The organism is Jatrophihabitans sp. (assembly GCF_035474675.1).
Lineage (GTDB): Bacteria > Actinomycetota > Actinomycetes > Mycobacteriales > Jatrophihabitantaceae > Jatrophihabitans_A.
The window spans coordinates 1-21,566 of sequence record NZ_DATINC010000067.1; the positions used below are offsets into that span (position 1 = coordinate 1).

Annotated in this window: 17 protein-coding genes; 4 read left to right on the plus strand and 13 right to left on the minus strand. The window is 73.5% G+C overall.

All coding sequences use genetic code 11. The features are described from left to right. Positions 1 to 231: 231 nt before the first annotated feature. Both VLJ82_RS08305 and VLJ82_RS08310 read left to right on the plus strand, forming a co-directional pair. Positions 232 to 1,344 carry a thiamine biosynthesis protein ThiF gene (locus VLJ82_RS08305; RefSeq protein WP_408662868.1) on the plus strand — a complete coding sequence of 371 codons (1,113 nt, stop codon included), beginning with the start codon at positions 232 to 234 and terminating at the stop codon, positions 1,342 to 1,344. Then, positions 1,341 to 2,651 carry an ABC1 kinase family protein gene (locus tag VLJ82_RS08310; protein ID WP_408662869.1) on the plus strand — a complete coding sequence of 437 codons (1,311 nt, stop codon included), beginning with the start codon at positions 1,341 to 1,343 and terminating at the stop codon, positions 2,649 to 2,651. The genes VLJ82_RS08305 and VLJ82_RS08310 overlap by 4 nt, the downstream gene beginning before the upstream one ends. 33 nt (positions 2,652 to 2,684) lie before the next feature. Here the strand turns inward: VLJ82_RS08310 and VLJ82_RS08315 are convergent, their stop codons facing one another. From VLJ82_RS08315 to VLJ82_RS08330, 4 genes are all read right to left on the minus strand, one after another. Next, entirely contained in the window at positions 2,685 to 2,867 is a 183-nt protein-coding gene (locus VLJ82_RS08315; RefSeq protein ID WP_408662870.1) for a hypothetical protein, read from the minus strand. A 192-nt stretch (positions 2,868 to 3,059) separates the two neighbouring features. Then, complete coding sequence (locus VLJ82_RS08320; protein WP_408662871.1) at positions 3,060 to 3,257, minus strand: hypothetical protein; 198 nt, start codon at positions 3,255 to 3,257, stop codon at positions 3,060 to 3,062. A 96-nt stretch (positions 3,258 to 3,353) separates the two neighbouring features. Then, positions 3,354 to 3,641, minus strand: a complete 288-nt coding sequence (locus tag VLJ82_RS08325) for a WhiB family transcriptional regulator (protein WP_408662883.1) — start codon at positions 3,639 to 3,641, stop codon at positions 3,354 to 3,356. 722 nt (positions 3,642 to 4,363) lie between these two features. Continuing rightward, positions 4,364 to 6,547: an ATP-dependent helicase gene (locus VLJ82_RS08330; RefSeq protein ID WP_408662872.1), complete on the minus strand. Its 2,184-nt coding sequence runs from the start codon at positions 6,545 to 6,547 to the stop codon at positions 4,364 to 4,366. A 63-nt stretch (positions 6,548 to 6,610) separates the two neighbouring features. Between VLJ82_RS08330 and VLJ82_RS08335 the strand changes: the two genes are divergently transcribed. Then, positions 6,611 to 6,859, plus strand: coding sequence for a mycoredoxin (locus tag VLJ82_RS08335; protein ID WP_408662873.1), 249 nt, complete (start codon positions 6,611 to 6,613; stop codon positions 6,857 to 6,859). A 21-nt stretch (positions 6,860 to 6,880) separates the two neighbouring features. Beyond that, positions 6,881 to 7,513 carry a uridine kinase gene (locus tag VLJ82_RS08340; protein ID WP_408662874.1) on the plus strand — a complete coding sequence of 211 codons (633 nt, stop codon included), beginning with the start codon at positions 6,881 to 6,883 and terminating at the stop codon, positions 7,511 to 7,513. Positions 7,514 to 7,525: 12 nt separating this feature from the next. Here VLJ82_RS08340 and nudC read toward each other — a convergent pair whose 3' ends face one another. From nudC to VLJ82_RS08385, 9 genes are all read right to left on the minus strand, one after another. Further along, positions 7,526 to 8,518 carry an NAD(+) diphosphatase gene (gene nudC / locus VLJ82_RS08345; protein ID WP_408662875.1) on the minus strand — a complete coding sequence of 331 codons (993 nt, stop codon included), beginning with the start codon at positions 8,516 to 8,518 and terminating at the stop codon, positions 7,526 to 7,528. Positions 8,519 to 8,521: 3 nt separating this feature from the next. Further along, a complete protein-coding gene (locus tag VLJ82_RS08350; protein WP_408662876.1) occupies positions 8,522 to 9,841 on the minus strand; it encodes a M16 family metallopeptidase in 1,320 nt (439 codons plus the stop codon). Next, a complete protein-coding gene (locus tag VLJ82_RS08355; RefSeq protein WP_408662877.1) occupies positions 9,838 to 11,154 on the minus strand; it encodes a M16 family metallopeptidase in 1,317 nt (438 codons plus the stop codon). Before VLJ82_RS08355 ends, VLJ82_RS08350 begins: the two co-directional genes overlap by 4 nt. Positions 11,155 to 11,180: 26 nt before the next feature. Continuing rightward, on the minus strand, positions 11,181 to 11,996 hold the full coding sequence (locus VLJ82_RS08360) for a hypothetical protein (RefSeq protein ID WP_408662878.1): 816 nt from the start codon (positions 11,994 to 11,996) through the stop codon (positions 11,181 to 11,183). 78 nt (positions 11,997 to 12,074) lie between these two features. Next, a complete protein-coding gene (locus tag VLJ82_RS08365) occupies positions 12,075 to 13,478 on the minus strand; it encodes a dipeptidase (protein ID WP_408662879.1) in 1,404 nt (467 codons plus the stop codon). A gap of 137 nt (positions 13,479 to 13,615) precedes the next feature. Beyond that, on the minus strand, positions 13,616 to 16,930 hold the full coding sequence (locus tag VLJ82_RS08370; RefSeq protein ID WP_408662884.1) for an ATP-dependent helicase: 3,315 nt from the start codon (positions 16,928 to 16,930) through the stop codon (positions 13,616 to 13,618). 2 nt (positions 16,931 to 16,932) lie between these two features. Beyond that, positions 16,933 to 20,103, minus strand: a complete 3,171-nt coding sequence (locus VLJ82_RS08375; protein ID WP_408662880.1) for an ATP-dependent helicase — start codon at positions 20,101 to 20,103, stop codon at positions 16,933 to 16,935. A 164-nt stretch (positions 20,104 to 20,267) separates the two neighbouring features. Next, the gene (locus tag VLJ82_RS08380; protein WP_408662881.1) at positions 20,268 to 20,597 is read right to left on the minus strand and encodes an MGMT family protein; all 330 of its coding nucleotides are present in this window, start codon (positions 20,595 to 20,597) and stop codon (positions 20,268 to 20,270) included. A 14-nt stretch (positions 20,598 to 20,611) separates the two neighbouring features. Next, positions 20,612 to 21,566 (minus strand): ThiF family adenylyltransferase (locus VLJ82_RS08385; RefSeq protein ID WP_408662882.1); only part of this gene is annotated, 955 nt, incomplete at its 5' end.

The following is a 21,566-nucleotide window of genomic DNA, read 5'->3' on the forward strand; positions in this document are numbered from 1 at the left end:
CACGACCGGCAGGCTGTGCATAAAGTCGGGTCAGCAGGCCGGCCGTCGGGCCGGAAGCCCTGGAATTCCGGCGGTACACGCCTTATCCACAGCTTGTCAACGAGACGGGTGGCGCGTCGTCCAGAGGTTATCCACAGTTCATTCCACAAGTGTGGACATGGAGTTGAGGGTTATTGGCCGCCTGTGGATATCGGAGCGGGGACGTCGGTGCGATGTGTCACCGTCCTGGTCATGACAGCTCAGCACCCCGATTCCCGAACCGAAGACCCACCCCCGGTCGCCCCTGCCGAGCAGCAGCTGCCGACCGGGCGGCGGCTGAACCGCGCGGCGGTCGTGCTGTGGCGGTCGCGGCAGGCGGTCCAACTGGAGCTCGGCGATCGCCGGATCGTGCTGGCCGACGTCGAGCCCGAGCAGCTGTCGGCATTGCTGTGGCGACCTGCCGGCAGCCTGGCGATGCGTCCGCCGGCCCAGACGGCAGGGCTTGCCGAACTCACCGCCGTGCTGGACGAGGCCGGCTTCCTGACCAGCACCGCCCCGGTCGCCGGGCAACCGTCACCACCGGCCCGGCTGGCGGCGGAGCTGGGAGCGCTGGCAGCCCAGTTCGGCGACGGCGCGGCGGCGACCCTGCAGGCCCGCCGGGCCGCAACGGTGGCGGTGCACGGGACCTCTCGGCTGGCGACCACCGTCGCCGCCACCCTGGCCGCCGCCGGAGTGGGCTGGGTGCAGCTGGTGCAGGCCGGCGAGGTGTCGGCCAGCGACGCCTGCCCCGGCGGCGTGACGCCTGCTGACGAGGGCCGCAGGTTCGCGGTGGCCGGCGAGGAGGCGGTGCGCCGGTACGGCCCGGACATCGAGATCGGCCCCATCCCACCGGAACGCCGCACCGACCTGGTGGTGCTCACCGACCCGGCTCCGCCGGATCCCACCCTGCGCTCGGCACTCCACCAGGACGCGGTCGCCCACCTGCCGGCCAGCGTGGACGGCCGGCGTGCCGTGATCGGCCCGCTGGTGCTGCCCGGGCAGACCAGTTGCCTGAACTGCACCGACCTGCACCGCACCGACCGCGATCCGGCCTGGCCGGTGCTGGCGGTGCAACTGGCCTCCCGGCCACGCCGGCGGATCGGCTCGGACGTGGCTCTGTGCCTGGCTACGGCCGGCGTGGCGGTCGGGCAGGCGCTGGCGTACCTGGACCGGCAACAGCCGGCCACCCTGGCAGCGAGCCTGGAATGGCAGTGGCCAGACTGGCGGCTGCGACGCCGGAGCTGGCCGGCGCACTACAGCTGTGACTGCGGTGCCGCAACGGCGGCGGCGTTCCATCCGGACGAAGACGGCAGAATAGAACCGTGACCGATATCCCGCAGCGTGGTGTGGCCCGCACGGCCCGACTGGCGAGCCTTCCCCTGGGCGTGGCCGGACGGGCGACGGTCGGCCTGGGCCGGCGCCTGACCGGCCAGTCGCCGGAGGGCATCCAGGCAGAGCTGGCCCAGCGCACCGCCGAGCAGCTGTTCTCGGTACTGGGGCAGCTCAAGGGCGGCGCGATGAAGTTCGGCCAGGCGCTGTCGGTCTTCGAGGCGGCGCTGCCGGAAGCGTCCGCGGCCCCCTACCGCGAAGCGCTCACCCGGCTGCAGGAGGCCGCCCCGCCGATGGCGCCGGAGACCATGCACCGGGTGCTCGACGAGCAGTTCGGCACGTCCTGGCGGTCCCGATTCCGTTCCTTCGAGGACCTGCCCGCGGCGGCTGCCTCGATCGGCCAGGTGCACCGGGCCGTGTGGTCCGACGGCCGCGAGGTCGCGGTCAAGATCCAGTACCCGGGGGCCGGGCCGGCGCTGATGGCGGACTTCAACCAGCTGTCCCGGTTCGCCAAGGTCTTCGGCATGCTCTCCCCCGGCCTGGACGTCAAGCCGCTGCTGGCCGAGCTCAAGGCCCGGGTCAGCGAGGAGCTGGACTACACCCTGGAGGCCTCCGCCCAGCGCCAGTTCGTCGCGGCCTACGAAGGTGATCCGGACATCGTCGCTCCGCGGGTGGTGGCCAGCGCACCCAAGGTGGTGGTCAGCGAGTGGCTCGACGGCACCCCGCTGTCGAAGATCATCGCGACCGGCAGCCAGGAGCAACGCGACCGGGCCGGCCGGTTGCTGGCGCTGTTGCACTTCTCGGCGCCGCAACGCAGCCAGTTGCTGCACGCCGACCCGCATCCCGGAAACTTCCGGCTCCTCGACGACGGCCGGCTCGGCGTGCTGGACTTCGGTGCCATGGCAAGGCTGCCGAACGGCACCCCGGAGCCGCTCGGCCGGATTACCCGCCTGGTGCTCGACGGAGACACCGACGCGGTGATGGCCGCCCTGGTGGCCGAACGGTTCATCCGGCGGGGTGTCAGCATCGACGCCGACAAGGTGATGGACTACCTGCGCCCGATCCTGGAACCGCTGGCCCAGCCGGAGTTCACCTTCACCCGGGAGTGGATGCGCGAGCAGGCCCAGCGCATCGGCGATCCGCGCAACGAGGCCGCGCGGGTCGGGCGGATGCTGAACCTGCCACCGGAGTACCTGCTGCTGCACCGGGTGACCCTGGGGTCGATCGGAGTGCTGTGCCAGCTCGGCGCCCGGGCACCGTACCGCCAGATCGCCGAGACCTGGCAACCCGGATTCGCCTCGTAGCGGCGGCAGAAACGGGGCCTGTCGAGCAGCTCGTCACCACCATTGCGAGTCGAGCTTGGCTTCGATAGCCCGGACGTTCTCACGGGCGCAGCCCGGACAGGTCCACCGGCGACGGCCGGCCTCGGTGTCCAGCACCCAGGCGAGCGGCGGGTCGCCCTCAGTGGCCGGGTCCGGACCACGCCCGCAGACCTGGCAGGTCACCGGAGGTTGCGTCACATCCTCATTCCAGCGTGTCGCCGGCCGCATTGCCAGCACCACGCCGACGGCCGCCGGAGTTCGCCATCCCGTAGGACAGCGACACTCCGGCGGCCGACGAACCGGTGGACCGGTTCTCGTTTGCCGGATCGGTCCGGCCGACCGGCGGGGGTCCGACCGATCAGGCGGACCGGTCAGGCCGACCGGTCAGCCTTAGCCGACCAACTGGTAGTCGGCGCTGAGCTGCTCGGTCAACCGGCGTTGCGAGCGGGTGGCCCGGCGGGCGGAGTAGACCGCCAGCCGTCGCCAGCGCCGTGCCGTGACCAGCTGCTGGGACAGCCGGTACTGCGCGGCCAGCATGGCCTGCTCCTGCGCTCGCTCGCGAGCGAGCGCTTCATACATCGTGTACATCGTTGACTCCTCGGACGTGTGGTGTGGATGGAAGGTGAATTCCGTTCGGAGGTACGGCCGACGGCTCGGCTACCCGGGCGGGCAGGCCGGCGCCGTTCAGGCCGCGACCTCGTTCTTGCGCGGACGGCCGCGCGGACGCTTGCGGGCGATCACGATGCCCTGATCGAAGATCTCGCCGCCCCATACGCCCCAGGGCTCGCGCCGGTCGAGCGCACCGGCCAGGCACCCGGCGCGGACCGGGCACAGCGCGCACAGCGCCTTCGCGCGCTCCAGCTCGGTGGGTGACTCGGCGAACCAGAGGTCGGCATCGAACGACCGGCAGGGCAGGTCGTCGACATCGGCACCGAAGGCCGGGTCGACCGTGGCAGCCAGCGGCTCACAGATCGAGATGGCAACCGGCTGATCGGCCACAACCCACGGTTGCGCCTGCGGCTGGGTCAGAGTGGCAGTGGCAAACACGTCGGGTCACCTCCTACTTCGTTGTAGACAGTGGATTGCTTGTTCAGTTGTGGAGTGGGCGAGTGCATGTCTGCCCCGTGGTCTCGCAGGTTCGGGAAGTAGTAGGAGCGGCACATAACAAAGGCCGCGGTTCCCGGTCAGGGAATCCGCGGCCTCGAAAGGTTCGCTCTGCTGGTGTCAAAGCGGAATCTTTCGAGGTCGATGTGCCTGACCGAAGAACTGGGTCATCTCGGTGCCAGTGATGTCGGACGTGCGCATAGCCGACACAGCCGCCAGTCCCGCCGGGACAGCACCGAAGGCAGCCGGGACTCGCTCGGCTGCGTGGAACTGCAGATTCGTCTTCACCTTCGGCACCTCCTCGGTGGTCCGGACTTGCGCTACCGGCGTGCAGCGACAGCTGTGGCCGGGGGTTGTGTAGCGAGGTTATCGGAGCGGCTTAGATAAGCACAAACTATTTTCCGCCCAACACGCCGACGACTTTCTAGCGACGCCGGAATCGGCCGTCGAGCTCAGCCCGCCGCGCCCGGATCGGCCGCCATGGGCTCAGCCCGCCGCGCCCGGATCGGCCGCCGTGGCTATGCCCCACCTCGACCGGAACCCCGACCGCCGGGCTCAGCCCACTTCGACCGGAACCCCGACCGCCGGGTTCAGTCCACCTCGACCGGATCCGGGTCCGCACCGCCCAGCACGGCCAGCACCGGCTCGGCGTAGCGCTGCAGCTTGGTCGGCCCGACCCCGGGCACCTGCGCCAGCTCCGCCGCGGTCGCCGGCGCCCGGTCGGCGATGGCCACCAGGGTGGCGTCGGAGAACACCACGTAGGCCGGCACCGACTGTGCCTCGGCCTGCTTCTTGCGCCAGGCCCGCAACCGCCCGAACGTCGCCGCGTCCTCGGCCGGCACCGCGGTCCGGACCCGCTTGCCGGACCCGCCGGACCGTCCCGCACCCGCCGGCCGCAACCCGTCGAGGAACCGGCTGGGCCGGCGCCGTTTGGCCTGCCCGGGATTGCGGGCCAGTGCCCAGGACAGCATCAGCTGCTGGCGAGCCCGGGTGATGCCCACGTAGAACAGCCGCCGCTCCTCGGCAAGTTGCTCGTCGGTGCTGGCGTGCTGGATGGGCAGCGTCTGGTCGGTCAGCCCGACCAGGAACACCACGTCCCACTCCAGGCCCTTGGCCGAGTGCAGCGACGCCAGCGTGACCCCCTGCACCGTCGGGGCGTGCTGGGAGGCGGCCCGCTGCTCGAGGTCGGCGTTGAACTCGTCCAGCCGGGCGGCGGGGAACTCGGTGCCGAACTGCTCGGCCAGGTTCACCAGCGCGGCCAGCGACTCCCAGCGTTCCCGGGCCGCCCCGCCGGGCGGCGGGTGCTCGGCATTCCAGCCGACCGAGCTGAGCACCTCGGCCACCGACTCGGGCAGCGAGACGCTGCCGTCGTCGGCCCGAGCCGCCCCGCGCAGCAACACCAGCGCCTGGCGCACCTCGGCCCGGTCGAAGAACTTCTCCCCGCCGCGCAGCACGTACGGGATGCCCGCCTCGGCCAGGGCCTGCTCATACACCTCGGACTGGGCGTTGATCCGGAACAGCACCGCGATCTCCGACGCCGGCGTGCCGCCGGCGATCAGCCGCTTGGCCGCCTCGGCCACCGACTGGGCCTCGGCGACCTCGTCGTCGTGCTCGGCGAAGCTGGGCGCCGGCCCGTCCGGGCGCTGGCCGACCAGCCGCAGCCGGGTCGCCGGCGTCCGGGACTGCGCCGGCGCGGCGCTGATCAGCCGGTTCGCGAGGTCGACGATCTGCGGGGTGGAGCGGTAGTCCCGCTCCAGCCGTACCACCGTGGCCGCCGGGAAGCGCTCGGCGAAGTCGAGCAGGTAGGACGGCCGGGCGCCGGCGAAGGAGTAGATGGTCTGGTTCGGGTCGCCCACCACGCACACGTCGTCGCGCCCGCCCAGCCAGGCGTCGAGCAGCCGCTGCTGGATCGGCGAGACGTCCTGGTACTCGTCGATGACGAAGTAGCGGTACCGGGTGCGCACCGACCGGGCCACCTCGGGAATCTCCTCCAGCGCGCCGGCCATGATCAGCAGCAGGTCGGCGAAGTCGATCTCGTTGTTGCGGCGCTTGGCCTCCTCATAGCCGGCATAGACCTCGGCCACCCGCTCCGCCGACACCGAGATGCCCCGGCTGGCCTTCGCCGCCGCGCCCGGGTAGTCCGGCGGGGCGATCAGCGAGGACTTGGCCCAGTCGATCTCGCCGGCCAGGTCCCGCAGCTCCGCCTTGTCGGTGCGCAGCCGCAACCGGTTGGCGGCCTGGGACACCCAGCGGATCGGATTGCCGGCCACCTCGGGCATCGGGCCGCCCAGCACCTGCGGGGCGAAGAAGCTGAGCTGGCGCAGCGCCGCCGAGTGGAAGGTGCGGGCCTGCACCCCGACCGCGCCCAGGCTGCGCAGCCGGGTACGCAGCTCGCCGGCCGCCCGGGCGGTGAAGGTGACCGCCAGCACCGCGTCGGCCGGCACCGCGCCGGCCGCCACCGCGTAGGCGATCCGGTGCGTGATCGCGCGGGTCTTGCCGGTGCCCGCGCCGGCCAGGATGCAGACCGGGCCTCGGACGGCCTCGGCGGCGGCCCGCTGCTCGGGGTCGAGGCCGGCCAGCACTCGCTCGGCCGCCGAGCCCGCCGGCTGGCCGGTGCCCGGGGCGGAAGAGTAGGCGGGAGAGCTGGTAGCGGTCACCCCTGCATCCTGCCAACCGGTACTGACAGTTCGCAGGACGGGGCGCCGGGCTGGGGACAACGCCGGCACCGCACCGGGACGACGCCGGCACCGCACTGAGGCGACGTCCGGGAACATCGGCGGCCAGCCCGGCGCTCTATCTGGTACGACACCGACTCCTCCCCCGCGGAAAGGTCCTCGATGACTGCCCCTCTGACCATGTACACCACCACCTGGTGCGGCTACTGCGTCCGGCTCAAGCACGGCCTGGACCGGGCCGGCATCCCCTTCATCGAGGTGAACATCGAGCAGGACGAGGCCGCCGCCGAGCGGGTCATGCAGGTCAACGGCGGCAACCAGACCGTCCCGACCCTGGAGTTCCCGGACGGCAGTGCGCTCACCAACCCGTCGGTCTCGCAGGTGCAGGAGAAGCTCGCGACCCTGGTGTGAGGGGCCGAAGAGGCGGCTGAGGTGAGGCGCTACACCGCGGTCACCCCGCAGCTGCTGGCCCGGCAGCTGGTCGACCTGGTCGACCAGCGCCACCCCGGCACCCGTCCGCTGCGGGTCGCGCTGGACGCACCGGGCTGGGTGGACAGCACACCGCTGCTGGCAGCGCTGAGTGCCGGGCTGCCCGCGGCCGGCCACCCGGCCGCCGTGGTGCAGGCCCGCGACTTCTACCGGGACGCCTCGCTGCGCTTCGAGCACGGCAGGACCGACGTCGAGTCCTTCTACGCCGTCTGGCTCGACTCCGCCGCCCTGCAGCGCGAGGTGCTCCGCCCGCTGGCCGCGCCCGAGGGCGCCCGGTACCTGCCGGCGCTGCGCGACCCGGCCACCAACCGGTCCGCCCGCGCCGAGCCGGTCCCGCTGCCGCCGTCCGGCGTGCTGCTGGTGTGCGGGGAGCTGCTGCTGGGCGCTGGCCTCGACTTCGACCTGGCGATCCACCTCGCGGTCAGCCGGGCGGCCCGCAAGCGGCAGGTGCCCGAGCAGCTGCGCTGGACGCTGCCGGCCTTCGACCGCTACGACATCGACGCCGACCCGGTGGGACTTGCCGACGTGGTGGTCCGCTACGACGACCCGGCCCATCCCGCGCTCTCGGTGCGCTGAGCCCAGGCCGCTCTAGTCGGTGGCGACCAGCCAGGCGTTGATCAGCTGCCGGGCGATCGACATGGCCCCGGGCAGCCCGCGCAACGCCGGCGGCACGACGTCGGCGCCGGCCGGCTCGGCCTCGCTGCCCCAGTCGGCGGTGCGGCGGACCTGCTCGCGGGTGTACCAGCCGGCCTCGACGATCTCCTCGGCGTCGATCACCAGCCGCGGGTCGCCGGCCACCCGGGCGGTGTAGCCCAGCATCAGCGAAGCCGGGAACGGGTGCGGCTGGCTGGCCACGTAGGTCACCTCGCACACCTCGATGCCGACCTCCTCGCGGACCTCGCGGGCGACCGCCGCCTCCGCCGACTCGCCGGCCTCGACGAAGCCGGCCAGCACCGACATCCGGCCGGCCGGCCACTGCGGGCCGCGGGCCAGCACGCACCGGCCGGCACCGTCGTGCACCAGCATGATCACCGCCGGGTCGGTGCGCGGAAAGTGCTCCGACCCGTCGGCCGGGCAGGTCCTGGTCCAGCCGGCCTTGCTCACCTCGGTCACCGTGCCGCAGCGCGGGCAGTGCGAGTGGGTCTGGTGCCAGGCCTGCAACGCCACCGCGGTGGTCAGCAGCCCGACGTCGAGGTCGGTCAGCTCGGTGGCCAGCTCCCGCAGGCCGCGCCAGTCGGACCCGGCAGCCGGCAGGGCCACCTCCCCGGCCGCCAGCAACGCCAAGTACCGGGTGCCGCCGGCGCCGCCGAGCAGCACCCGCACCCCCTCGATGCGGGCCTCGGCCGGCGCCACGAACCGCAGTTCCCGGCCACCCGGCCCGACCGGCGCCCGGCCGGACGGCGAGATCAGCAGCACCCGGCTGGCCGGGTCCTGCCAGGCGGCGGCGAACCAGGCCGGGTCGGTGCGGCGCTCGGCCATCCGGTCGTGCGCCGAGCGCGCCAGGATCGGCACCGCCGGCACCGCCCACGGGTCGTGCGCCGGCCGGTCGGAGGCCCGGGCAGCTACCTGGTCAGCGGCCAACGGCTACTCGACCTCCACGATGCCGGCCAGCGGCGCGGTGATCGCGCCGGCGTCGCCGACCGCGACCCCGACCAGCCGGCGGGGGGCCAGGAACTCCGCGGCCACCTCGGCCACGTCGGCGACCGTGACCCGGGCCAGCCGGGCCGGGTGGCTGGACAGCCACTCCAGCTCCACGCCCGCGCCGAGCAGGTTGGCCACGGTGCTGGCCAGTCCCGACTGGGTGGCCGTCGAGATCGCCAGGGTACCGATCGCGTACTGCCGGACCGTCTCCAGCTCGGCCTCGGTGACCGGTCCGGAGGCCATCCGGCCCAGCTCGTACAGGGTCTCCAGCAGCGCCGGCGCACTCACCTCGGTGGCCACGTCGGCGCTGATCAGGAACGAGCTGCGCAGCGCCTCGTGGTCCAGGGCGCTGCGCGGTGAGTAGGAGAAACCGCGCCGTTCCCGGATGTTCTCCACCCAGCGGGAGGAGATGAACCCGCCGAAGACCAGGTTCGCCAGCTGCAGCGCCGGGTAACGCTCGTCCTGCCGGGGCAGCCCGGGGCCGCCGAACCGGAAGGCGGTCTGGACCGAGCCCGGCCGGTCCACGATCCGCAGCGGTCCGCCGGCGACCGGTGGCGGCGGCGCCACCTTGCCGGCCGGCGCCGCGCCGGTCCAGCCGGCCAGCGCGGACTCGGCGGCGGCCAGCGCCCGGGCCGGGGAGATGTCGCCGACGATCACCAGCAGGGCGCCGTCCGGGCGCACCATCCCGGCGTGCAGGGTGCGCAGCTGCGCGGCGGTGGTGGCGGCCACCTCCTGCTCGTCCGGCAGCGTCCGGCCGTACGGGTGGCCGGGCGCCATCCGCTGGGCCAGCGCCTCGCCGGCCATCACCCCGGCCTGCGAGCGGGACATGGTGATCCGCTCCAGCAACCGGCCGCGCTCCCCGCCGACCTCGGCGTTCGGGTAGCTCGCCGAGGTCAGGATCTCGGCGTAGAGGCCGAGCAGCGCCGGCAGCCCGGAGGCGATCGCCGAGGCCGACAGCAGCAGCCGGTCGGGGTCGGCACCCACCGACAGCTCCGCGCCCAGGTCGCCGAGCGCCTCGGCCAGCCCCAGCCGGTCGTGCTCGGCGGTGCCGGTGCGGATGGTGCCGGCCAGCAGCGCCGAGCGGGCCCGGTGCCGGGCCCTGGCGGAGAAGAACGGGACTCGCAGCCGCACCTCGACCAGCGGCACGGTCGGCCGGCGGACCGCCACCACCCGCAGGCCGGACTCCAGCACCCGCTCGGAGTAGCTCAGCTTCTTCGGCCTGGCGGGCTCCGCGAGCCCCGGGACCTCCAGCAGTGCGGTCACTTGGCAGCTCCCGGAACCAGTTCGACCACGGCCCGGCTGGTCGGGGCCAGCGCCCGGGCGGCGGTGCGGATGTCGTCGTCGGTGATCGCGCCGAGCAGCTCGGGCAGCCGCAGGATCAGCTCCGCGTCGTCGAAGATCAGCTGGAACTTCGCGAACTCCAGGCCGCGGTTGAGCACGTTGTCCAGCTCGTGGGAGAGGGTGGCGGCCAGCTGCACCCCGGCCCGGCGCAGCTCGCCGGGTTCGGTGCCCTCGGTGGCCACTCGGTCCAGCTCGGCGTCCACCGCGGCGAGCACCGTGTCGGTCGCGGCCCGGTCGGCGTAGTGGGCGGTGATGGTCAGCCGGGTCGGATCGCGCTCCTCCAGCGGGTCGCCGAAGGTTCCCAGGTAGGCGCTGACGTCGGTGACCAGGCCCTTGTCCTGGACCAGGGCACGGTGCAGCCGGGAGGCGTCGCCGTTGGACAGGATCTCGGCCAGCAGCACGCTGGCCAGGTAGGCCGGGAAGTCGGCGACGGGGTCCGCCACCCGGTAGCCGATCGCGATCGCCGGTATCGGGGCCAGCTCGTCGGCCACTTGCGCGCGCCGCTCGGCGGTCAGCGGCGGTTCGCTGAAGTCCGGCCGCCGCGGCCTGGTACGGCGCTCGATCGGCCCGAAGTGGCGCTCGATCATCTCCAGCGCCCGGTCCGGGTCGAAGTCGCCGGCCACGCTGAGCACCGCGTTGGCCGGGGCGTAGTAGCTGTCGAAGAAGGAGCTGGCGTCGGCCACGGTGGCGCTGGACAGGTCCTCGAAGCCGCCGTAGCCGTTGTGCGCGTTGGGAAAGGTGTCATACATCAGCTCGGGCAGCTGCAGCCACGGGAAGCCCCCGTACGGCCGGTTGAGCACGTTGACCCGGATCTCCTCCTTGACCACGTCGATCTGGTTGGCCAGGTTCTCCTTCGTGATCCGCGGCGAGCGCATCCGGTCGGCTTCCAGGAACAGGCCGCGCTCCAGCGCGTGCGAGGGCAGCAGGTCGTAGTAGTTGGTGTAGTCCAGGTGGGTGCTGCCGTTGAAGGTGCCGCCGGAGGACTGCACGTAGTGGAAGTGCTCCAGCTTCTCCAGGTTCGCCGAACCCTGGAACATCAGGTGCTCGAACAGGTGGGCGAAACCGGTCCGGCCCTGCGGCTCGGAGCGGAACCCCACGTCGTAGTTCACCGCGACCGCCACCACCGGCGCCCGGCGGTCCGGGGCCAGCACGACCCGCAGGCCGTTGGACAGGGTGTGGTGCAGCAACTCGAACGACAGGGACGGCAGGGTGGGCAAACGCGACGCGGTGGGCACCCCGCCACCCTAGCCACACCGTCGGGTCAGAGAACCTGCACGGTGGCGATGGTGGCCTCGGCCTTGGGCCACAGATCCTTGCGGTTGTCCGGGATGGAGAGCATGAAGATGCTGATGCCGGCCGTGGTGGGCACGCCCACGGTCCACAACCGCTCGACCCGGGCGGCCAGGTGCCGGCGCGCGCGGTAGGCCGGGTTGATGGTGATCTCGGTGAGCAGCTCATACCCCTGCACGCCGCCGAAGGACCGGGTATGCGCGGCCAGCACCTCGCTGGACGGGTTGTCGCCGTACCCGCGCTCCAGGGCCAGGTCGGTGCGCCGGCGCACCTCGGTCTGCACCTGGGCCGGCGACGGCACGGACGGGCCGAGCGGCCGCGGGTTGGCACGGCTGTCCTCCAGGTAGCCCACCGTGTCGGTGGTCGGCGGGCTGGCCAGGCTGCGCGGGTTGCCCGAGCCCTCGCTGACCACCCAGCCGGGCTCCACCTCCTGGGTGAGCGAGATGCGCAGGCCGAGGTTGACGTCCGGGGCGTCCTGGCGCAGCGCGTCGTCGATGCAGCGGTAGGTCAGCCGGGACTCCTCGTCGCGGATCTGCGGGCAGGCCACCAGCGGCACCAGGCCGAAGCCGCCCCGCGGGGCCGGGACGCTGGGCACCGGGACGGTCTGGGACGGGGCGGGACTGAGCGGGCCGATCCGGTCGGCCGCCTGCCGGGTGCTGCGGTTGCGGTAGCCGTTGACCAGTGCGACCACCACGACCAGCACCAGCACCGCCGCGACGGCCATCGGGACGAGCCGGCGGTTGCCGGCGGGCGGGGACGGCGGCGGTGGCGGCGGAAACTCGATCATCTCGCTACGAACCTAACCCCTACCGGCCCACCCGGCCCAGTCCGCCGGGGTTTCGTCCGGTCGGTTCGGTCAGCTCGGTCAGTTCTTGAAGCCCGCCCGGCCCAGCTCGGCGAACTCCCGCCACAGGTGCGCGGCCGCCTCGGCGCCCTTGTAGAGCATCGACAGCGTCACCTTCTCGTTCGGGGCGTGGATCTGGTCGTCCGGCAGGCCCACCCCGAGGAACACCATCGGTGCCTGCAGCGCCTTCTGCAGGCCGGCTTCCGGCCCGGACCCGCCCTCCCGGGTGGGCAGGATCAGCTCGGCGTCGAAGGCGGTGCAGATGGCCCGGGACAGCGCCTGGTAGGCCGGGGTGTCGATCGGCACCAGGCAGGCCTCCACCCCCTCGCCCTCCCAGTGCACCGTGCTCTGGATACCCGGCGGGGTGTGCTCGGCGACGAACGCCTCCACCCCGGCCCGGATGGCGGCCGGCCGCTGGTTGGCCACCAGCCGGAAGGAGAGCTTGACGAAGGCGTCGCTGGGCACGATGGTCTTCGACCCGGTGCCCTGGTAGCCGCCGCCGAGGCCGTTGACCTCGGCGGTCGGGCGGGCACCGAGCCGCTCCAGGGTGGTGTAGCCGGCCTCGCCGGTCAACGCCCGGGACTTGGCGTTGGCCAGGAACGCCGCCTCGTCGAACGGCACCCGGGCCAGCAGCTCGCGCTCGGTGTCGGTCAGGTCGAGGACGTCGTCGTAGAAGCCGGGCACCTGGACGCGGCCGTCGGCGTCGTGCAGGGCGGCGACCAGCCGGGTGAGGGCCTCGGCCGGGTTGGGCACCGCTCCCCCGAACACCCCGGAGTGCAGGTCCAGGTCCGGCCCGTGGAAGCTCACCATGGCCGGCACCATGCCGCGCATCCCGGTCACCGCGCTCGGGGTGTCCTCGGCGAGCATGCCGGTGTCGGTGATGACCATGACGTCGCAGTCCAGCCGGTCCCGGCGCTCGGCCAGCAACGCCTCGAAGTTCGGCGAGCCAGACTCCTCCTCGCCCTCGATCAGGAACTTCAGGGTGACCGCGGGGTTCGCGGCACCGGTGGCCGCCAGGTGGGCACGCACCCCCAGCAGGTGGAACAGCAACTGGCCCTTGTCGTCGGAGGCGCCGCGGGCGCGCAGCACCGGCCCGTCGACGGTGGGCTCGAACGGCTTGGTGTGCCACAGCTCCAGCGGGTCGACCGGTTGCACGTCGTGGTGGCCGTAGACCAGCACGGTCGGCGCGTCCGGGTCGTCGCTGGGCCACTCGGCATACACCGCCGGCAGGCCGGCCGTCGGCCAGATCTCCACCACCGGGAAGCCGGTGCGCCGGCAGGCCTCGGCGAACCACTCGGCGCTGCGGGCCACCTCGGGGTGGTACTCGGGCTGGGCGCTGATGCCGGGAATTCGCAGCCAGGCGTCGAGATCGGTCAGCAACTCGGCGGAATGGTCTGCCACGAAGGTACGGACGTCGTTGGTCACGTCGGCAGGTTATCCCGCGTCGGCGGCCGATGGCAGCCCAAGTGCGGACCCCGCGGGCCAACTGCAGACACCAGTGCAGGCAGTAGTGCAGACCACGCTCGTGCGGACCGCCGCCCTGTGGTCCCGGCCGCCCTCGGTCAGGGCTGCTGGGCGTTGATCAGTTCACGCAGCTGGTCGGCGTCGAGCAGGTCGGCCGGTGCCACCGTCACCCCGGCGCCCACGTAGTAGAACGCCGCGCCGACCGTGTGCAGCTCGCTGTCGGGAATCCCGCGCACGGCCGCCCAGGCCAGCCGGTAGATCGCCAGCTGCACCGCCTTCGCCCGGGCGTCGGCACCGGTCGGCGGCCGGCCGGTCTTCCAGTCCACCACGGTGTACCCGCCGTCGGGGTCGGCGAACACCGCATCCATCCGGCCCCGCACCACCCGGGCGCCGAAGGACATCTCGAAGCCGACCTCGACCGCGACCGGGGTGCGCTCGGCCCAGCTGCTGCGCTCGAAGGCGGCCTTGAGGGCTGCCAGCTCCTCGGCGTCGGCCAGCTCGTCTACCGCGCCCGGCAGGTCGGAGATGTCGAGCAGCGACTCGGCCGACCAGCGCTGCTCCAGCCAGGTGTGGAAGGCGGTGCCGCGCCGGGCCTGCTTGGCCGGCTTGCTGGGCAACGGCCGGCGCAGCCGGCGGGCGAGCTCGGTGGGGTCGGCCGACAGCGTCACCACGTCCGAGACCGACAGCTGCTGCGGGATCGGCACCTCGATCACGCCGCGCTCGGCGGCGGCCGCCCGCTCGGCCAGCAGCAGGTCCACGTCCCGCTCCCAGAGCTTGGCCAGCGGGCTGCGCTGGGAGGCTGCCAGCTGGCTCGGCTCACTGGGCTCGGCGAGCGCGGCCAGCACCCGCGCGGCGCCCCGCTCGACCAGCGAGCGCCGGGCGGCCAGCGGGTCGGCCGGCCAGCTCTGGCCCTGGGCCTGCCCGGACGCCGGGTTCTCCTCGCCCTCGGCCACCTCCCACCAGCCGTCGGTCTCGACGTCGGCGGACTCGCGCAGCTCCTCCAGGAACACCGACGCCGGCCGGGGCGTGCTGCCGGCACCCCAGGCGGCCCCGCTGGCGTAGAGCGCCTTGCGGGCCCGGGTGAAGGCGACGTAGGCCAGCCGGCGTTCCTCGATCAGGTGCCGCTGCTTCATCCGGTCCCGGTGCTCGGTGATCCGGTCCTCGGCGTCGCCGTAGTGCTGGCAGCCGGCCAGCTCCAGCACCGGCAGGTCAGCGGCGTCGCCACGCAGCGGCGAGGGCAGCAGCGCCGGGGCGGTGGCCCAGTCGTGGTTCTTGGCGGCATCGGGGAAGCCGTCGGTGACCAGGCCGGCCACCGCGACCACGTCCCATTCCAGGCCCTTGGCGCCGTGCACGGTCAGCACCTGCACCCGGTCCGGCAGCACCTCCAGGGTCGCGGGCTTCAGGCCGTACTCCTCCTGCTCGGCGGCCCGCAGGTAGCCGAGGAAGGCCGACACCCCGGCTCCGGCGCGGTCGTTGGCGAACCGGGCCGCCTCGTCGATGAACCGGTCCAGGTTGGCCCGGCCGGCCTGCTCGGCACCGGGCCGGGCGGCGACCTCGACGTCCAGGCCGAGCGCGTGCTCGATCTCGGCCACCAGGTCGGGCAGCGGCAGGTCGAGCCGGCGGCGCAGCCGGCGCAGCATCGCAGCACAGTCGGCCAGCCGGCGGTAGCCCTGCCGGGAGTACCCGTCCGGTTCGCCCAGGTCGTCCAGCGCCTCGATCAGGGACGGCTCGATCCGCTCGTCGTCCTCGGTCCGGTCGGCGCCGTCGGACCGGTCGCGGTCTGGTCCGGTCCGGTCGGCGCCGTCCTGCTCCGGTTCGCGCAGCGCCAGGCCGGTCTGGCGGGCCAGCACCTTGGCCCGCTGGTGCAGCGCCACCAGGTCGGCCGGTCCGATCCGCCAGCGCGCGCCGGTCAGCAACCGGGCCAGCGAGCCTCCGGCGTTGTGGTCGGCCAGCACCTGTAGCACCGCCCGGACGTCGGCGATCTCGGGCAGCGTGAGCAGGCCGCCGATGTCGACCACCTCGACCGGCAGCCCGGCCTCGCGCAGCGCCTGGGCGATCAGCGCGATGCCCGACCGCTTGCGCACCAGCACCGCCAGCGTCCGCCGGCCGGCCGTCCAGTCCGGCCGGCCGTCCCACTCGGCGCGCAGCTGCCGGGCCAGCCACGCCGCCTCGTCGGCGACGGACTCACCGTAACGGGCCACCACCCGGCCGGCCGGCGCGTCCGGACGTGCGGCCAGCGGCAGCCCGGCCGGGCCGCGCAGCTCGTCGGCGACCCGGTTGGCCACCGAGAGGATCCGGCAGTCGTTGCGCCAGCTGGTCATCAGCGGGTAGACCGCGGCCGGCTGGCCCGCGCCGGTCCGGAACCGCTCGGCGAACCGGGTGATGCTGCCCGCGCTGGCGCCGCGCCAGCTGTAGATCGACTGCAGCGGATCACCCACCGCGGTGACCGCCCGGCCGTCGCCGAAGAGCGCGGCCAGCAGCTCGATCTGAGCGTGCCCCGAGTCCTGGTACTCGTCCAGCAGCACCACGTCGTAGCGGGACCGCTCCACAGTCGCGACCGGTCCGATCGCGGCCAGCCGGCTGGCCAGCACCATCTGGTCGGCGAAGTCCAGCAGGCCCTCGGCCCGCTTGCGCTCGTCGAACAGCTCCACCAGCGGCAGCAGGTCGAGCCGCTTGGTCATGCTCTCCAGCAGCTTCTCGACGTTCACCGGCAGGTTGCGGCTGCGCGCGCCGGGCTTGGCCGGCAGCGTGGCGAGCTGGTCGCGCAGCCGGACGGCCAGCTCGCGGACCTGCTCCGGTCCGGCGAGGTGGTCGGCGAGCTGGCCGGCGAGGTCGAGCACCCGCTCGGTGACGGTGGCGACCACACCCGGTTCGACGGAGAAGCTGCCGTCGTAGCGCCGGACCACCGCATCGGCGACCTGCCAGCGGGCGGCCTCGGTGAGCAGCCGGGAGCCCGGCTCGCAGCCGAGCACGATGCCGTGTTCGGCGACCAGCTGGCCGGAGTACGCGGCGTAGGTGAGCACCGTCGGCTCGGCGACCTCGGTGCTGCGGCCCAGCGCCCGGTGCAGCGCCTTCAGCCGGGCCCGGATCCGGTGCTGCAGCTCACCGGCCGCCTTGCGGGTGAAGGTCAGGCCCAGGATCCGGTCCGGCGCGACCAGCTCGTTCGCGACCAGCCAGACCACCCGGGCGGCCATCGTCTCGGTCTTGCCCGAGCCTGCCCCGGCGATCACCACCGACGGCTCCAGCGGGGCCGCGATCACCGCGGCCTGCTCTTCGGTGGGCGGGAACGTGCCCAGCAACCGCGCGATGTCGGCCGGCGAGTAGCGGGTCTGGCCGGGCCGGACCCGAGCGGTCCGGACCGGCCTGGCCTGGCCCGGCCGAGGGGTTCGGGTCCGCTGGGGCAGGGCGTGGATGGTCACTGGGTCACCTGCCGTCCGTCGTCCTGGGCCGGGCAGCAGCTGCGCACCAGGCACCGGCTGCATCCCTTGCCCGGCTGTGCGGTCACGCTGTTGCCGCGCAGCACCGCGGCGATCCGCTGCACCTCGGCGGCCACCCAGCCGGGCTCGTCGAACTCGGCCAGCGGCGCCTGGGCCTGCTCCCCCGGCCGGGCGGCCCCCACCTGGACCAGCCGGGCACCGCCCGGTTCGGCCGGCTGGCCGTCGGTGAACCCGCCCTCGGCCACCGCCAGCTGGTAGAGCGCCAGCTGCGGGTGGTCGGCCACCTCCTGCCGGGTGGGCTTGCTCTTGCTGGTCTTGAGGTCGATCACCACCAGCCGGCCGTCGGCGTCGGACTCCAGCCGGTCCACCTTGCCGGCCAGCACCGCGTCGCCGACCTGCACCCGGAACGGCTGCTCGCGGGCCACCAGGGTCAACTGGCTGCGGCTGCTGGCCAGCCAGGACGCCAGCGCGAGCAGCATCCGCTGGGCCCGGGCCCGCTCTGTGACCGCGTGCCAGGGGGCGGCGAACTCCAGCCGGGACCAGCCCTGCTCCAGCAGCGTCGAGAGCTCCGCCACGCTCGCGCCGGGCTCGGCCTGCTCGGCCACCCAGTGCACCAGGGTGCCCAGGGACGCGGCCACCTCGTCGGTGGCATCGGTGGCGCCCAGGTCCATCAGCAGCGCCCGCAGCTGGCAGTCGGTGTAGGCGGCGAACTTCGACGGCCGGATCGGCACCGGGCCGAGCGAGCGCGGCCGGATCGGGGCGTCGGTGGACAGCGGCACCCGGCCCCACCACTGGCCCGGATGCGCGCCGGGCACCCCGGCCGCGGCCAGCTTGGCCAGCTGCTCGGCGGCGGCAGCCAGCTCGTCCTCGGCGGCGGCGGGGTCGACCAGCACGGCGCGCAGCTCGGCGACCAGGCCGGCCAGCTGGAATCGGCGGGTCGCGGTGGCTACCGGCCGGGCCTCGACGGTGTCGGGCAGCGGGTCCAGCTCCTCCAGGAACCGGGACGGCTGCGCCTCGTCGCTGTCGATCGCGGTCACCAGCAGCGCCCGACTGGCCCGGGTGACCGCGACGTAGAACAGCCGGCGTTCCTCGGTCAGCCGCTCGGGAAGCAGGCCGCTGGACACCGGCGCCCGGGAGGCGAGCAGGTCGACCAGCAGATCCGAGCCGAGCAGCGAGCCGCGCTGGCGCAGGTTGGGCCAGACGCCGTCACAGACGCCGGCCACGCACACCATCTGCCATTCCAGCCCCTTGCTGGCATGCGCGGTGAGGATCGAGACCTCGTCGGTCGCCCCCGGACGCTCCGGCGTGGTGTCGGTGATCTGCAGCTGGCTGACCCAGTCATGCAGCTGGGCGACGCCGCTGCCGGGGCTGCGGTCGGCCAGCTTCGCGGCCTCGGTGAACAGCGCCAGCACCGCGTCCAGGGCCCGGTCGGCGCGGGCCCCGTCCGGGCCGCCGGCGAGGCTGCGGGCATTGAGCCGCGGCGCCAGCCCGCTGGCCTGCCAGAGTGCCCACAGCACGTCCTCGGCGGAGCAGCCGGGCGCGGCGCCGGCGTCGGCACCGGCGTCGATGACCGCGCGTAGCCGCTCGACCGGCGGGCGGACCGCCTCGGGCACCAGCGCCAGCGCACCTGGCTCGGTGACCAGGTCGGCCAGGGTCAGCGGACCCGCCGGGGCACGCCGCAGGTGCCGGCGCATCCGCAGCAGCTGCAACGGATCGGCCCGGCCCACCGGCCCGAGGAGCAGCGCCTCGGCGGCCTCCGGCTGCACGGCCGCGGGATCGGCCACGCAGCGCAGCAGCTCCAGCAGCTGGGCCACCACCGGCTCGGAGATCAGCGGCCCGCGGACCGGCTGGCCGACCGGGACGCCGGCTGCCACCAGGCCGCGCCGCAGGCTGTCGGCGGCCGGGCCCAGCGCCCGGACCAGCACCGCCATCTGAGACCACGGCACCCCGTCCTCGACGTGCGCGCGGCGCAGCACCGAGGCGACGTGCGCAGCCTCCTGGCTGGCCGAGGAGAACACCGCGACCTCCACGGTGCCCGGGCTCAGGTCGGTGGCCGCCGTCAGCGCCCGGTGCTGGGCCGGGCCGGACAGCCGGGCCGCGATCTGGCGGGTCGCGGCGAGCAGCACCGGGCCGCTGCGCCGACACTGGGTCAGCGTCACGGTCTCGACCGGGGTGCTCAGCTGCAGCTGGCCGACCGGCTCGGGATCGGGCCGCGGAGTGCCCGGCAGCCAGCCGAAGTGCAGGTCGATGTCGGCCATCGCGGTCTGCTCGGCACCCCGGAAGGAGTAGATCGCCTGGTCCGGGTCGCCGATCAGCACCAGCTCGTCGGCGCCGGCGGCGATCAGCTTCAGCAGCTCGATCTGGGCCGGGTCGGTGTCCTGGTACTCGTCGACGAAGATCCGCCGGCGCCGGCTGCGCTCGGCGGCCAGCAGTTCGGGATTGGCCCGCAGCTCGGCGTTGGCGCGCTGGATCAGCTCGGCGGCGTCGAAGGCACCGGGCGCCTTCAGCGCGGTGACCTCCAGGTACTCGCGCAGCACGTCGGCGGCGACCACCCAGTCAGGCCGGTGGTGCTTGGCACCCAGCGCGGCCAGCAGCTGCGGGCTGACGTCGCGCTCGACGGCCCGCATCAGCAGATCGCGCAGCTCCTCGGCGAAGGCCTGGGTGCGCAGCGCGGCCGACAGCCCCGCGGGCCAGTCGTCGACCCGGTCGGCCAGCCGGCCGGCCAGCAGCTCGCGCAGCGTGACGTCCTGCTCGGAGCCGGACAGCAACCGCGGCGGCGGGTCGCCGGCCAGCACCGCGGCCCGGCGCACGATCCCGAAGGCGTAGGAGTGGAAGGTACGGGCCACCGGTTCGGACAGGGTGCGCTGCAACCGGGCGGTGACCCGGTTGCGCAGCTGGCCGGCCGCCTGCCGGGAGAAGGTCAGCAGCAGGATGGTCTCGATCGGCACCCTGCGCCGGGTGACCCGCTCGACGACCGCCTCGACCAGGGTGGTGGTCTTGCCGGTACCGGGGCCGGCCAGTACCCGCAACACGCCCAGGTCGTGCTCGAGCACCCGCCGCTGGTCGGCGTCGGGCACGGGTGCGACCAGCGCCGGCAGGTGCGGACGCACCAGCCGGAACTCGGGTTCGGAGGCGACACTGACCGGCACGTCGCAATGTCACCACGCGGTGGCGACAGTTTCGGGGAGGCGACCGGCCGTGTCGCGCACATCCACAGGCTTCCCGGCCGGAGCCGATATTCCTGTCAGTACAAGGGTTTATGCTGTCGCGTTCGCACCGCGGCCAGCGGTGTTCCAGGGCGTGCGCTGCAGGGTCAGCGGCCATCCCAGCGGGCGGCGGCCAGGTCCACCCGCTCGCCCCGGATCGGCACCCCTTCGGCGGCCAGCCGGGCCAGCTGCTCGGCCCGCAGGTGCTCGGCACAGGTGCCGTCCGAGCGCAGCACCCGGTGCCAGTTCACGGTGCCGCCGTCGGCGGCCAGCACCCGCCCGACATGCCGGGCGCCGCGCACGCTGATGAATTCCGCGACGTCCTTGTAGGACATCACCCGGCCGGGCGGGATCAGCTCGACGCAGGCCAGCACCCGTTCCGGCAGCGGCAGCCGCTCGTCCAGCGCCTGCCGGAGCAGGCCGGCCCGGTTCGCCACGGTCAGGGCGTCGCTCAGTACGACGGCAGCGACGGATCCACCTGGTTCACCCAAGCGGTCACCCCACCCTGGACGTGCACCGCGTCGGAGAACCCGGCGGACTTGACCGCGGCCAGCGTCTCGGCCGACCGTACCCCGGTTTTGCAATACATCACGATCTGCCGGTCCTGGGGCAGCGAGGCCAGCGCGTCGCCACGCAGGATCTGGTCCTTGGGCACCAGCCGGGCGCCCGGGATGGACACGATCTCCCACTCGGCGGGCTCCCGGACGTCGATCAGCTCGATCGGCTTGCCGGAGTCGAGCAGGTCCTTGAGCTCGGCGGCGGTGATGGTGGAGCCGGCCGCGGCCTGCTGCGCCTCCTCCGACACCACGCCGCAGAAGGCCTCGTAGTCCACCAGCTCGGTGATCGGCGCCGCCTGCGGGTCCTTGCGAACCCGGACGGTGCTGTAGGTCATCTCCAGGGCGTCGTAGATCATCAGCCGGCCGACCAGCGGCTCGCCGATGCCGGTGATCAGCTTGATCGCCTCGGTGGCCATGATCGAGCCGATCGAGGCGCACAGCACGCCCAGCACGCCGCCCTCAGCGCACGAGGGCACCATGCCCGGCGGCGGCGGGTCCGGGTATAGGTCGCGGTAGTTGGGCCCGTAGCGGTTCCAGAACACCGAGGCCTGGCCGTCGAAGCGGTAGATCGAGCCCCAGACGTAGGGCTTGTCCAGCAGCACGCAGGCATCGTTGACCAGGTACCGGGTGGCGAAGTTGTCGGTGCCGTCGACGATCAGGTCGTAGGAGGCGAAGATCTCCAGCGCGTTGTCGTTGTCCAGCCGGGTGTCGTGCACCACCACGTCGACGAACGGGTTGATCTCGCGCACGCTGTCGCGCGCCGAGGATGCCTTGGGCCGGCCGATGTCGGACTGGCCGTGGATGATCTGGCGCTGCAGGTTGGACTCGTCGACCACGTCGAACTCGACG

Bases quoted from the DNA above. Each gene is read 5' to 3' on its own strand.
- VLJ82_RS08330 (WP_408662872.1), bottom strand. From the start codon at position 6,547: ATGTTCCCGGACGTCGCCTCAGTGCGGTGCCGGCGTCGTCCCGGTGCG.
- VLJ82_RS08335 (WP_408662873.1), top strand. From the start codon at position 6,611: ATGACTGCCCCTCTGACCATGTACACCACCACCTGGTGCGGCTACTGC.
- VLJ82_RS08305 (WP_408662868.1), top strand. From the start codon at position 232: ATGACAGCTCAGCACCCCGATTCCCGAACCGAAGACCCACCCCCGGTC.
- VLJ82_RS08360 (WP_408662878.1), bottom strand. From the start codon at position 11,996: ATGATCGAGTTTCCGCCGCCACCGCCGCCGTCCCCGCCCGCCGGCAAC.
- VLJ82_RS08320 (WP_408662871.1), bottom strand. From the start codon at position 3,257: ATGTACACGATGTATGAAGCGCTCGCTCGCGAGCGAGCGCAGGAGCAG.